The sequence below is a fragment of the Streptomyces sp. NPDC029164 genome (assembly GCF_055563995.1).
Window position 1 is genome coordinate 43,141 of the sequence record NZ_JBVHWW010000032.1, and the last position, 13,610, is coordinate 56,750.

Consider the following 13,610-nt stretch of genomic DNA (forward strand, 5'->3'; position numbering starts at 1 on the left):
CCACTGTGCGGGGGCTCCGGCCGTCTTTTGTTGTGCCGGCTGTCAGTTCTCCTCGAAGCCGCTGTCCTCGAACTTCAGCTGGACGGCGTTCTCGCGCACGGTGCGCACCTGCTGCTCCGTGAACCCGTCGGCGGTGGTCGCGGTGATCTCGATGCGGACCTCCAGCCGCACGCCGTCGGCCGCTTCGAGGTGCGCGAGCACCTCCTGCTGGATGTTGGCGAAGTCCGCGGCCGGGCGGTTCGGGTTGAGGGCCTTGACGCCCCAGAACCTCCGTGCGGCCTTCCTGGCCGCCGGCATCGGGGGCTGGGGGCCGGTGCCCGCCGGGCGAGGAGCGACGGTGCCCGGCTGCGGGGTGCCGCTGCCGCCGTGGCCGGCGCCCTCCGCCGGGAGGACCGGCTCGGCCGGCGGGGTGGCGACGACCCGGGCACGCTGGGCCACCGCGCGTCCCGGCTGGACGAGGAGCGTGTCGTCGGTGACGAAACCGGGTTCGGGCTTGTCACCGTGGATCCACAGGTTCCGGTACTCGTCGGCGGTCTCGTCGTAGCCGTCGGCGAGGGCGAAGGCGTCCTGCTGCCACAGGAGGACGTCGGCGGCGCTGAGCACGGCCTGTTCGAGCACCTGCCGGTTGGGCAGGCGCTTCAGGTACGGGTACTGCGTGTACCAGGACCACAGGTCGCCGAACCGCACGTGCCCCTTGCCCCAGGCGTTGGCCAGGGCGCCTTCGAGGGCCATGCGCACGAGCGTGGCCCCCAGGACGGGGGTGATCCACCCCTTGGCCTTGAGCGCCGCGGTGACGCGCTCGGCCAGGGGCCCGCCGTCCTTGGCGACACGGGTGAAGGAGATGGTCGGCTTCTGGCCGGGGACCTCGGTCGGGACCAGCGCCGCGGTGAAGGCCGCGCGGACGCGGTCGTCGACGGCCGCGTCCAGCTGGCGGGCGCGGGTGACGGACTGCTTGCGCTGCTGGGCGCTGAGTTCGAGCTCCTCGGCCTCGTCGGCGATGGACTGCCAGGCCCGGTACTCGCGCACCACCCCGTCGAGCTCGGGGTAGGTCTCGCGATCGGCGGCGACCATGACCAGCATGTTGCGGCGCTGCCGCTGCCCGTTGCCGGCCTCCCTCAGGAGACGCTCGGCGAAGTCCGCGGCGGTGGAGGCGTCCTTGCCCCAGGTGAACCTCGGGTGCAGCACCACGAGCTTGAGGACCTCGGAGTCGGGGATGTCCCCGGTGTCGAGGGGCGCGGCGTGCACGGCACCGAAGGAGGCCTTGGGCGCCTTGCCCATGGCCTTGAGGCGTTCGACGATCGTGGCGTGCACGTCGGCCTCGCCGTAGCCGGCGGCGCGGTCGGCCGCGACCCGGGAGACCGAGGCCGCCAGGTCGTACCAGGAGCGGTCGCCGTCCTCGTAGAAGTACGTGGCCCGCTGGCCCAGCAGGGCCCGGGCGTCACCGATGTGGTTGATGACGTCGCCGGGCACCGCGGTGCCCAGGCGGAGCTGCTGCATGTCCACGCCCTTGTGCGCCGAGCGCAGGGTCGGGACGGTCGCGATGAACACCGACCGGGCCACGCGCCGGGTCAGCGCCCGCTGCCCGAACGAGGGACGCTCGCGGTCGATCTGGACCGGGGTGGCCCCCTCGCCGTCGACGTCCTTGTCCACCACCGGCTTCCAGTTGTCGTCGAGGTACTTGGTGATCTCGCTGAAGACCTGGGTGTCGTGGACGGGCACCGCGCCCGGCGTGATGAGCGGCGTGGTGTCGTTGGCCGCCCACAACGCGTTGATGACCACGCTCATCAGACGCAGCACACCGCGGGTGCGCTGGAACTTCGGCAGCGTCGACCAGTCCTCGTAGAGCCGGTCGAACAGCTCGGGATGGATCGGGTACGCCGCGCGGATGCGCTGCTCGTACTCGCCGGTGGTCGTCTCGCGCGGGAAGAACCCGGTGTTCTCCTGGTAGTACTTCACGTACTGCTTGGCCACGGCGGAGATGTCCGCCAGGGCCACGGCATCGGGTTCTTCGAACAGGCGCCGGCGCACGATCTCGAAGGACTCGATGTTGTTGGCGGGCCGCCAGTCGTCGGCGTTGCGGCCGATGGTGTGCTGCAGGGTCTCCAGGGCGACGTGCCCGTTGGGACCGCCCACCTCCAGCGCCGAGCCGCCGCCCCCGTTGTCCAGGGAGTCGGAGGCGGGGATCGAGACGACGAGCATGACGCCCGGGACGGACTTGGCCATCTCGGTCAGGTGCTGGGCGAAGGTGTGCTGCGTGGCGAAGGATCCGCCGGGCAGGTCGTCGCGCCCCACGAGCTGGCGGGCGTAGGCCACCCACTCGTCGATGAGGATCAGCACGCTCTTGCCGTCGGCGACGACGTCGCGCACGACGGCGTCGAGGGCGTCACCCGGATCGGTGCCGGTGGCATCGGCCATCGCGATGCGGTCGTACGCCGGGCGCCCGCCGAGCTGCCAGGCCAGCTCCCCCCAGATGGTGCGGACCTGCGTGCCGTCGTCCTTGACGATCGGCTGGCTCGGGGAGAGCTTCGTGCCCACCAGGGTGACCCGCCGCACGTCCAACGACCGCAGCGGGTCGTCCTCGGCCGCGGGCAGGGCGGCGTGCACGACGTCCTGCACGCCCTGGGACAGCGCGCTCGTCGCCAGCCCCTCGGAGAACAGGTGGTACAGGGCCAGCATCGAGTGCGTCTTGCCGCCACCGAACTGGGTCTGCAGGTTCACCACCGGGCTCGCGCCGGCGTCCCCGGAGAGGCGCTTGAGCGCACGGGTCAGCAGGTCGGACAGACCGCTGGTGAGGTAGGTGCGGGAGAAGAACTCGGCCGGGTTCAGGTACTCCGGCGCCGCGGTGTGGCCATGGGCCACCGCGTACAGATCGGCGGCGAACTCGGCGGCGGAGAACTGCCCGCGGATCACGTCGGCGTGCGGCCGGATGACCTCGCGCCACGGCTTGATCGCCGTACCGGCCAGCATGCCGGCCACCCTGACGGCCTGCGCCTCGCGCATCAGCCGGTTGCGGGTCTGCTTCTCGAAGACCTCCCGCTGGTGTTCCATGCGCATCTTCGCCACCGCGTCGGCCTCGTCACCGGCGCCGATCACCGTCAGCAGACGCTCGATCGTGTCCAGCGCACGGTAGGTGTCGTCCGAGGAGAACTTCTGACCGTGGTGCGCCGCGTTCGCCGTCTCCCGCAGCTCGGAGGCGAGCGCGGACTGCGGGCGGGAAAGGTCCTTCTCGAAGACCTTCCAGCGCTCGGTGACGACGCGCAGCAGGAACCGCACGTCCTCCCGCGAGTACGTCTTGGCCACACCGAACTTCGCCGTGTCCTCGGCCGAGATCAGCTCGATCCAGTCCTTCCCGGCCGGAGCCAGGGCGGACATGCGCATGTCGACCCACGGACGCATGCCCTCCAGCAGCTGGTCGAAGCTGCGCAGTACCTTCTCGTTGTTCGTCAGCGCCATCAGATCTCCTCCCCAAAGAGCATCTCGGCCACAGCGGCCGGGCGGATCGTGGTCGACGTCGCGGAGACGTCCGCCCACGCGCCGCCGAGCCCGTTGAACAGGCCGGCGGTCGAGGAGTCCTGAGACTCCATCAGTTCGTAGAGGCGGGTGGCCAGACGGTTGACCTCGTCCAGGTCCACCCTGCCCTTCACCTCGGACATCAGCCGGGCGGCCTCCTCGCGCCCCTCGGTCGCGTACGCGCGCGCCAGGTGGCAGGTGACCTCCCACAGCGACAGCCGGTCGTCGTGGGCCGGCACCCACCGCGGGTCCAGGTCCTGCGGTTTGACCAGCGCGACCTTCCCGGCGCCGGAGGTGAGGGTTCCGCCGCGGGCGATCCCGTCCACCGACAGGCCCAGCGGTACGGCCAGCGACTCGGCGTCACCGTACGGGCGCGTGTCCCACCCGTAGGAGCGGAACCAGTCCAGACAGAAACGGGTGTCGGCGTCCAGCTCGGCGTCGTGCTCGTTCTGCAGCGAGTCGAAGGTCTGGTTGATCAGCGCCAGCGCGGTCTTCACCGACATCGTGGAGCCGTCGTCCTCCAGCACCCGGGAGAACCGCGAGAACACGGCCATGCCGGGGCCGAGGATCGTCTGCCGCAGGTCCGCGGGCGCGATGGCGCCCTCGCGGATCCGGGGCAGCGCCTCGTCCAGCTCGGTGTGCAGCGCCGCCAGGAACCCCGTGCGGTCCGTCGCGGGTGCGGTCGTCTCGCGGGGCCGCAGGGCCAGCACGATCGAGGAGGCGAGGGCGTTGGTGCCCACCGAGATCATCCGGCCGCCGCGCTCCGAACGGACGGGCCACGTCGCGGTGATGGTCCAGCCGTTGCGGACCATGCCCTCCAGGAAGGTGGACCACCCGGTGGAGGCGACGCCCTCCTTCTCCAGCTCGGCCTGCTTGAAGGCGTAGAAGACGGTGATGGGGTAGTCGGGCGAGGCCGTCTCCCGGGCGTGCGCGAAGACGTGCTGGAACCCGTTCTCGAAGAACTCCTCCGCGTTCTCCTTGCTGCCGTGCCGGTACGGGTTGGCGACGAGCTCCTCCGCCTTGGGGACGAGCATCGTCTGGAACAGGTCCGGGTGGATGCCGCGCAGGGACCGGCGCAGCCAGACGTAGAAGAAGTCCGAGAGGTCGGAGTAGCCGATGTTGTCGTAGTAGGGAGGGTCGGTCGACACGAGGAGGCCCGTGTAGTCACGGCTCGACGCGTCCGCCTGGGTGACCGTGCCGTGCGTGGACGCGGGAAGCATGTCCAGGGCCCGGGACACCCAGGTCGCGCTCCACTCGATGTCACACGGTCCCTTGCAGAACGTGTTCCCCTCGGCGAAGTCCCAGAGCATGGGCAGCGCGTGCCGGGAGAACGTGTCGGAGACGCTCTCCTTCGAGGGCGCGGAGTTCCAGCGGCACAGCGACGAGTTGGTGGAGGACAGGCGGCTCACCGCCTGGCCCAGGTACGTGGCGACCGCGTCCGCGTACGCCTCGGCCCCCGTACCGCCCTGCGCCAGCCGGGCGCCCTCGGGCAGACCCGCGGCGAGGGCGTGGGCGAGCACCTGCTCGCGGGCCTCGCCGATGAGGTCGGTGAAGGTCATCAGCGTGGTGAGCTGACGGTCGGTGAACAGGTCGGAGAACTCGGTCAGGCCGTACTGGGGCGGCGAGAACCAGCGCGGGTTCGTCGCGATGGAACCCATGGGCGCGTCGTCCGGCCGCGGGACCTCGGCCGCCCGTGCGTGTTCCTCGTCCGGAGCCAGGTAGATGCGGCGGCGGTTGCCCTCCGCGACCACGGCGAGCAGCTGGACGCCGATCCGGCCGGCGGCTCCCTCGGCGCGGATGGCCGTCAGCTCGACGAATCCCTCGCAGGCGACGCAGGTGGCGCCCCTGCTGCTCGTCATCGTCCCGTCGTGCGTCTTCGTGGGGGCCTGCTTCGGGTCGTGACCGATGCCGAACTCCACCCGCCGTCCGCCGGGCGCCGACGCGTCGTCCACCACCGTCGGGACGACGTACGCCTCCTTGGCCTTCTTCTTGCCCAGCCACCAGGAACGCACCAGCGGCATCCGGATGCCGCACGCCGGGTTCGGGCAGGCCACCGTACGGGCCCAGATCCACGCGATGACGGTGGCCTCGGCGGTCTTCCCCGTGGGCTCGCCGTCGCGTCCCGGAACCGGTACCTGAGCGGTGGGGTACAGGTGCCCCAGGCGCTCCTGGGCGCGCTCCCGCATCCAGGCGCCGTAGCGGCGGACGTCCTCCGCCAGACCCGTGGCGCGGGGCCAGGGGCCCATGCGGCTCTCCGCCACGCCCGGGAAGACGGGGGGCCGTCCCGCGAACTTCGGCGGGGTCTCGATCAGGGTCTTGTTGATCAGCACCGGCACCGGGTTGAGGTCGCTGGCGTGCGCCGCCAGGCCCAGGCGCTGCGCCTCCAACGGGATCGTCCCGCCGCCCGCGAAGGGGTCCAGGACGGCCGGCGGGTTCCCCCCGGTGCTCTTGAGGATCTCCTCGTGGGCTTCCCGGTACAGGCCCTCGTCGCTGATGTTCTCCCACACCACCAGCCGTCGGATGATGCCGTGCAGGCGCTCGCGCTCCCTCTTCTGCTCCTCCTCGGTGGGGAACAGATCGGGATGCGAGGAGGGGTCGTCGACGAGCTGGGCGAACAGCACCGCCCGCGCGGCCGCCAGCGGGCGGCGGGCCCACCACAGGTGCAGCGTGGACGGGTGTCCGTGGCGGATCGACTTCTCTCGGGCCGACTCGGCGTTGATGTCCTCCAGCGGGAGGGAGACCTCGATGAGCTTGCGTCGGGGGACAGAACCTGACGGCGTTCCGGGCTGCACTGCGGTGTTCACCTACTCAATTTAGATTCCGAGGCACTCGAACCGTGCCTCGGGTGGGGTGCGAGCGGAGGGAGGGGTGTGGCTGCTGTGCGTCAGAGGGGCTCCACACCGCGCTCCCACTCGGCCTTCCACGTGCGGCGCAGGTCGTCGACGTACTTGTCGAGGACGAGGTCGGCGAAGGGGTTGAGCACGTAGCGGACCCGGTCGTTGGATCCGTCGGGGGTGTCGGGGTCGACGGCGACCAGCGCGAGCCGGTAGCGGGGCTCGGCGTTCTTGGCGTAGCCGACCTCGCTGGTGGTGACGGTGAAGGTGTCGGCGCCCAGCACCCGGCCCTTCACCTCGATGAAGAGCAGGTGGCCGTCGGGCATGAGGGACCGGATGTCGAAGCCCTTGTTGGAGTGCGGCATCTCCTCGGGCACCCGGCCGAGCCGGCGCTCGGCGGCCAGGACGGCGTCGACGGCCCGGCGCTCGGTGACGGTGGTGTCCGAGGCGAAGCCGTCGGGAGCCGGCGGTTCGCCGGCGGGGCCGGGGACGACCGAGGCGGGCAGCACGAGCGCGGCGCTGATGATCTGCGGCAGGTGCACGTTGACCTGGGCCTCCAGGTCGAGGTCGGCTTGGCGGCGCTCCAGCCGGGCCTCCAGCGACCGGGCGCGCTCGCGGGCGGTGGCCGGCGAGAGGCGGATCCTCCGGCCGGCCGCCTGCGCCTCGGCGAGCTTGATCGACTCGCCGTCCCAGTAGTTCATCTGGGCCAGCAGCCGCTGGCGTACGAGCTTGCGCGTGCGCTCGACGGCCGGGACCACGCGGGCGACGACGTCGGCGCGGTGCTCGGGCAGGCCGTGCTCGACCGCCCAGTCCCGGGCGATCCTCTCGACCCCTTCGGCGAGCCAGGCCGAGGACAGCTCGGCGGCGACGGCCCCGGTGAGTGCCGTGTGCTGCTCGGGGTCCAGGCCCGTGGGCAGGGACAGGTCGAGGTACGGGGCGGGGCCGGCCGGCTGCGCCGTTCCGTCCGGCTGTACGGAGACGTACGCGAACCTCTTGCCGATCGCGGTGCCGTGCCCGTCCGAGAGCTCTTCCAGCAGGGTGAACACGAGCTGCGGGGCGGTGGCGGTCCGGTCCAGGAAGGTCGTCCCGCGGGTCAGGGTGTCGCCGTACCTGGCCAGGACCTCGGTGACGAGCGCGTCCATCAGCGGATGACCGGGGGCTATGAGCTCGGCGTCCGGGCGGCCGGCCAGCACCACGGCCGACGGATCGAAGGTGACGCGTGCGTAGCGCGGGCTGACCGTGCGCCTGCCTTCGCGCAGGACGGCGGGTACCTGGGTCAGCTCGAACCGGTCCTTCTCCCGCCGGGAGGCCCGCCCGCCCAGGGCGCGCAGGGACTCCATGACGAAGGCCTGCACGAAGTGCGGCTGCATGCGCCGGGCCCGGGCCTCGTCCATCCGCCGCCGCAGCCCGGCCAGCTCCTCCAGCCCGATCTCCGGCGTGGCCAGGGCGCGTTCCCTGATCAATTCCTGGAGGCCGTCGGAGACGGACTGGTCGATGACCTGGTCCAGGTAGGCCCGTACCTCGGGCCGCTCGCCGTAGCGGACGGCCCGCATGAGCAGGTCGCGCAGGGGTTCGTCCGCGAAGGCGTTCTCCCCCAGGACGTCGAAGACCTTGCCGCCGTAGGCACGCCGCTGCTGCTCGATCTTGGTCAGCAGCCGCTGGAAGACCTGGCCCTCCCTGGTCTCGGAGGCCACCAGGTTCCACAGCCGGCAGACCTCCCGCTGGCCGATGCGGTGGATGCGTCCGAAGCGCTGCTCGATCCGGTTGGGGTTCCAGGGGAGGTCGTAGTTGACCATCAGATGGGCGGCCTGGAGGTTCAGGCCTTCACCGGCGGCGTCGGTGGCGATCAGGACGTGGCAGTGCGGGTCGTTGGTGAACTCGGTGCGGATCTCCCGGCGCGCCTGCCGCGCGGTCCCGCCGTGGATCGTGCGCACGGCGTCGTGGTCGCCGCCCAGCAGGGTGGTGATGCGGCCCGCGAGGTATTCGAGGGTGTCGCGGTGCTCGGTGAAGACGATCAGCTTGTGCGGGGCCCGCCCCTCCCCGTTCAGACCGTCCTCACGGGCCTTCAGCACGAGGGAGCGCAGCTCCTGCCACTTGCGGTCCTCGCCCGAGGACCGCACCCGCAGGGCGATCTCCTCCAGGCGTGCCAGGACCGCGAGCTCGGCGTCCAGCTCGGCCGCGGTGCGGGCGGCGGTGGCGGAGTCCAGGACCTCGTTCTCCAGCTGCTCCAGCTCGGCGGAGCCCAGCTCGTCGGGGTCGAAGTCGTCCGGGTCGAAGGACAGTGCCCCGGGCGGGGGGACGAACGGGCCCGCCAGGGTCTGCTCGCGGTGGGTGCGCAGGCGGGCGATGCGCCGCCGGATCGACTGGTGGATCGCCTCGGGACTGGACGCGAGGCGCCGCTGCATGACGGTGAGCGCGAAGCCGACCGTACGCCGCCTGCCGTTGGCCTGCTCGGCCCTGTTCATCTCGGTGCGCACGTACGAGGTGACCTCTTCGTACAGGAGCATCTCCTGTGGGGAGAGGGTGTACGCGACGGTCTCGGCCACCCGCTCGGGGAAGAGCGGCTTGCCCTCGAAGGTGAGGAGGTCCTCCTTGACCATCCGGCGCATCAGCCCGGTGGTGTCGGTGGAGTGCACGCCCTGGCGGTACTGGCCGGCGTACCGGTCGGGGTCCAGCAGGGCGAGGAAGGTCTGGAAGTTGGCCTCCGACCCGGAGTGCGGGGTCGCCGTCATGAGCAGGAAGTGCCGGGTGATCCCGCCGAGCAGCCGGCCCAGTTCGTAGCGCCGGGTGCGCTTGAGTTCGCCGCCGAACCAGGAGGCGCTCATGCGGTGGGCCTCGTCCACGACGATGAGGTCCCATTCCGACCCGGCGAGCAGCGCCTGCCACCCGTCGTTGCGGGCCAGCTGGTCCATGCGCGCGATCAGCATCGGGTGGTGACGGAACGGGTCGCCGTCGCGGTCGGCCTCGGCGAGGTCGCGGCTCAGGACGGTCATCTCGATCCCGAACTTCTCCGCGAGTTCGGTCTGCCACTGCTCGACCAGGCCGCCGGGCGCGACGATCAGGCAGCGCTGCACGTCCCCGCGGAGCAGCAGTTCCTTGAGGTAAAGGCCGGCCATGATCGTCTTCCCGGCGCCGGGGTCGTCCGCGAGCAGGAAGCGCAGGGAGCCGGGCCGGCTCAGCATGGAGCCGTAGACGGCGCGGATCTGGTGGGGCAGGGGGTCGATGTCGCTGGTCTCCACCGCCGGCATGGGGTCCGACAGGCCCGCGTGCCGCATCCGCAGTGCCTCGGCGGCCAGCCGGAACCGGGCGGGGTCGGCGTCGAACGACCACCGCGATCGCGGTGCCTCCGGCCGGAGCGAGGCGATGTCGTGGGGGAAGAGCACCTGATCGGAGAGCTGCCCGCGGTCGTCCCGGATGGTGACCTGGAGGGCGTGGCCAATCGGTGTCACCGCCACGACGGTGACCGTTCCCGACGACAGCCCGGTCAGACGGATGCCGGGCTGGACGTCATCGGCGCGCATGGAGCCCTTCACTTCGGCCAGGCGCCGAGCGGCCCCGGCGCTGCCATCGTATCCGGGAAGAGGTGACCGTCCGCCCTGTTCGATCATGAAAGTCACCGGTCGGGCGGTTGTCCTGTCCGGGGAGATTCGGGCAGATGAGTGAAGATGCCGGCCCGAGCGTCGCCGTGTCCGCGTAGATCGGCGAGAAAGCGCAGGTCAGGTGGGTGGTCGTGGGGTCGGTGTGCGGGGGCTCCGGCCGTTCCCCTTTTCCATCGCGCCGACATTGGGTACGACTCACAGGTAGCACCGGCTGGTAATCCGATGAACCCCGACTCCGGCGGCGAGGTGAGTCCCCTCATGTCCGCAACACAGCCCGCACAGCCCGCACAGCCCGCACAGCCCGCACAGCCCGTACAGCCCGGCGGCGCGCAGCCCAAGGTGACCGAGCGCGAGGCACGGCAGGTCGCGGAAGCGGCCCGGGAACAGGACTGGCGCAAACCCAGTTTCGCCAAGGAACTCTTCCTCGGACGGTTCCGGCTCGACCTGATCCATCCCCATCCGCTGCCCGCGGACGAGGACGTCCGGCGCGGTGAGGCCTTCCTCGCCCGGCTGCGGGCCTTCTGCGAGACCGAGATCGACGGGGCCCGCATCGAGCGCGAGGCGAGGATCCCCGACGAGACCGTGCGCGGGCTCAAGGAGCTCGGCGCCCTCGGCATGAAGATCGACCCCAAGTACGGGGGCCTCGGCCTCACCCAGGTCTACTACAACAAGGCGCTCGCCCTCGTCGGCTCGGTCAGCCCGGCCATCGGCGCCCTGCTCTCCGCCCACCAGTCGATCGGCGTACCGCAGCCGCTGAAGATGTTCGGCACGCAGGAGCAGAAGGACGCCTACCTGCCGCGCTGCGCCACCACCGCCATCAGCGCCTTCCTGCTCACCGAGCCGGACGTCGGCTCCGACCCGGCGCGGCTGGCCACCACGGCCGTCCCGGACGGTGAGGACGCGTACGTCCTCGACGGGGTGAAGCTGTGGACCACCAACGGGGTCGTCGCGGACCTCCTCGTCGTGATGGCCCGCGTCCCGAAGTCGGAGAACCACCGCGGCGGGATCACCGCCTTCGTCGTCGAGGCCGACTCCCCGGGCATCACCGTCGAGCACCGCAACGCCTTCATGGGCCTGCGCGGCCTGGAGAACGGCGTCACCCGCTTCCACGGCGTACGGGTCCCGGCCGCCCAGCGCATCGGCGCCGAGGGCGCCGGCCTCAAGATCGCCCTGACCACCCTCAACACCGGCCGGCTGTCGCTCCCCGCCATGTGCGTCGGCGCCGGCAAGTGGTGCCTGAAGATCGCCCGCGAATGGTCCGGCGTACGGGAGCAGTGGGGCCGGCCCGTCGCGAAGCACGAGGCGGTCGGCGCCAAGATCTCCTTCATCGCCGCCACCACCTTCGCCCTCGAAGCGGTCGTGGACCTCGCCTCCCAGATGGCCGACGAGGACCGCAACGACATCCGCATCGAGGCCGCCCTCGCCAAGCTCTACGGCTCCGAGATGGCCTGCCTGATGGCCGACGAGCTGGTCCAGATCCGCGGCGGGCGCGGCTTCGAGACCGCCGAGTCGCTGGCCGCCCGCGGCGAGCGTGCCGTCCCCGCCGAACAGATGCTCCGCGACCTGCGCATCAACCGGATCTTCGAGGGCTCGACGGAGATCATGCACCTGCTGATCGCCCGCGAGGCCGTCGACGCCCACCTCTCGGTGGCCGGCGACCTCATCGACCCCGACAAGGCGCTCGGCGACAAGGCGAAGGCGGGCGCCCGCGCCGCCGGGTTCTACGCCCGCTGGCTGCCCAAGCTGGCCACCGGCCCCGGCCAGGTCCCCGGCACCTACCGGGCCTTCCACCCCGGCGGCCACCCCGACCTCGCCACCCACCTGCGCTACGTGGAACGCAGCGCCCGCAAACTCGCCCGGTCCACCTTCTACGCCATGTCCCGCTGGCAGGGCCGCATGGAGACCAAGCAGGGCTTCCTCGGCCGGATCGTCGACATCGGCGCCGAGCTCTTCGCGATGAGCGCGGCCTGCGTCCGCGCCGAGCACCTGCGCGCCACCGGCGAGCACGGCCGTGAGGCCTACCAGCTGGCCGACGCCTTCTGCGAGCAGTCCCGGCTGCGCGTCGAGGAACTCTTCGGCCGGCTCTGGGCCAACACCGACGACCTCGACCGCAAGGTCGTCGCGGGAGTCCTCACCGGCACCTACGCCTGGCTGGAGGAGGGTGTCCTCGACCCCTCCGGCGACGGCCCCTGGATCGCGGACGCCGAACCCGGTCCCTCCACGCAGAAAAACGTGCACCGCCCCATCCGCTGACCTGCGATCATCGCCGGACGTCGGACAGACGTACGAGGATGAGTACGCGTACTGGTACGCGTACGAGCACAGCGCGAGGCGGACGAGAACGATGCCGACGGCCGAGGAAGACCGCACCAGCCGACGGCTGGCCTGGTGCGTGGCGCACCTGCTGCGCCACGCACCGGACCGCGTCGTCACCGACATGACCGGCCGGCTCGACGAGCCCGCCCTCAAGTACCTGTGCCGGGACGAATGGCTGGCGGCCTCGACCGTCACCCTGCTGCTGCGCCACGGCGGCGCGACCGACCGCACCTACATCGCCCGCAACCCCCGTGTCGTCGGCCGGCCGCTGCCCGGCCTGCCCGGACCCGCCCGCTACGCCCGCCGCCGCACCCCACCGGAACTCCTGCCGGTGCTCCGCGCCGAACTCGGCCGGGACCCCGAAGAGGAGCCGCTCACCGCGGCCGAACTGATCGGCCTGCTGCGCCGGCACGGCCGCCGCGGGCCCAGGGTCCCGCTCGACATCCTGGCGCTCCGCCACCGGCCCGACCCGGAACTCCTGCTCGCCGAGCACCTCCGCCGGCCGCTGCCCGCCGGCTCCGTCGAGGCCCTGCTGCTCGTCGAGGACCTGCCCCCGGAGACCGTGCGCGGGCTGCTCGCCACCGGGGCGGCGGACGAGCGCGCCTGGCACCGGCCCGCCATCCGCGCCGTGCGCATGGGCCGCGTCACGCACGAGGAACTCGTCGCCCACGTCACCCCCGCCCGCCACACCCTGCTCCTCGGCCACCTCCCCGCCCTCCGCTCCCTGCGCTGGACCCTGCCCGAACAGGCCGGCATGCAGACGGCCGTGATGCGGGCCCTGCGCCCCCTCGGGGACGACCCGCGCCTGTGGGCGGAACTGCTCAGGCACGCCCCCGGCCACCCGGGCCCGCTGCCCGCGCTCGTGGCCGCCGTGACCGACGCGACCCTGCCCGAGCCGGCCGGCGCGCGGGAGCCGGACCCCGCGCTCACCCGGGCGGTGCGCCACCTGGCCCCGGCGGCCGCCGAGCCGCCCGGCGAGGTGGAGCGCGAGCTGGCCCTGGCGAGCCTCGCCGTCCCGATGGACAGCGTCCAGGAGGACATCCGCTGGGTGCGCGACTGCCTCGACCGCGGCCTGCTCACCGGCATCGACGTGATCCGCCACAAACTGCCGGCCTGCTGGGCCCTCGACGAGGACCACTGGCTCGGCGAAGTGGACCACCCCGACCGCCACGACCACCCCGAGGCCGTCCTCGCCGCCCACGCCGAGGCCGACCGGCTGTTCGCCGCGGCCCTCGGCGAGGACCCGGACGCCTGGTGGCGCGTGGCCCGCACCCTCCCGGACTTCGCCGGAACCCTCCCGCACCTGCTGCTCCGCGTCACGGAAGGGGGCTCCGTGTCCGGCCGCTCCTGA

5 protein-coding genes are annotated in these 13,610 nt (G+C 71.9%); 2 read left to right on the forward strand and 3 right to left on the reverse strand.

Annotation, left to right across the window (positions count from 1 at the left end):
• Window positions 1-42: 42 nt before the first annotated feature.
• The 3 genes from ACZ4VT_RS27890 to ACZ4VT_RS27900 all read right to left on the reverse strand — a co-directional run bounded on the left by ACZ4VT_RS27890 (window position 43) and on the right by ACZ4VT_RS27900 (window position 9,865).
• A complete protein-coding gene (locus ACZ4VT_RS27890) occupies window positions 43-3,453 on the reverse strand; it encodes a Swt1 family HEPN domain-containing protein (RefSeq protein ID WP_467953674.1) in 3,411 nt (1,136 codons plus the stop codon).
• On the reverse strand, window positions 3,453-6,314 hold the full coding sequence (locus ACZ4VT_RS27895; protein ID WP_467953676.1) for a DUF1156 domain-containing protein: 2,862 nt from the start codon (window positions 6,312-6,314) through the stop codon (window positions 3,453-3,455). The genes ACZ4VT_RS27890 and ACZ4VT_RS27895 overlap by 1 nt, the downstream gene beginning before the upstream one ends.
• An 80-nt stretch (window positions 6,315-6,394) precedes the next feature.
• Entirely contained in the window at window positions 6,395-9,865 is a 3,471-nt protein-coding gene (locus tag ACZ4VT_RS27900) for a helicase-related protein (RefSeq protein ID WP_467953678.1), read from the reverse strand.
• Window positions 9,866-10,201: 336 nt separating this feature from the next.
• On the opposite strand from ACZ4VT_RS27900, the gene ACZ4VT_RS27905 reads away from it, so the two are divergent.
• A complete protein-coding gene (locus tag ACZ4VT_RS27905; protein WP_467953680.1) occupies window positions 10,202-12,196 on the forward strand; it encodes an acyl-CoA dehydrogenase family protein in 1,995 nt (664 codons plus the stop codon).
• A 91-nt stretch (window positions 12,197-12,287) separates the two neighbouring features.
• Window positions 12,288-13,610, forward strand: coding sequence for a serine/threonine-protein kinase (locus ACZ4VT_RS27910; RefSeq protein WP_467953682.1), 1,323 nt, complete (start codon window positions 12,288-12,290; stop codon window positions 13,608-13,610).

What these genes read in the sequence shown, in the direction of transcription:
- ACZ4VT_RS27890 (WP_467953674.1), bottom strand. Translation starts at nt 3,453, where the DNA reads ATGGCGCTGACGAACAACGAGAAGGTACTGCGCAGCTTCGACCAGCTG.
- ACZ4VT_RS27900 (WP_467953678.1), bottom strand. Translation starts at nt 9,865, where the DNA reads ATGCGCGCCGATGACGTCCAGCCCGGCATCCGTCTGACCGGGCTGTCG.
- ACZ4VT_RS27905 (WP_467953680.1), top strand. Translation starts at nt 10,202, where the DNA reads ATGTCCGCAACACAGCCCGCACAGCCCGCACAGCCCGCACAGCCCGCA.
- ACZ4VT_RS27910 (WP_467953682.1), top strand. Translation starts at nt 12,288, where the DNA reads ATGCCGACGGCCGAGGAAGACCGCACCAGCCGACGGCTGGCCTGGTGC.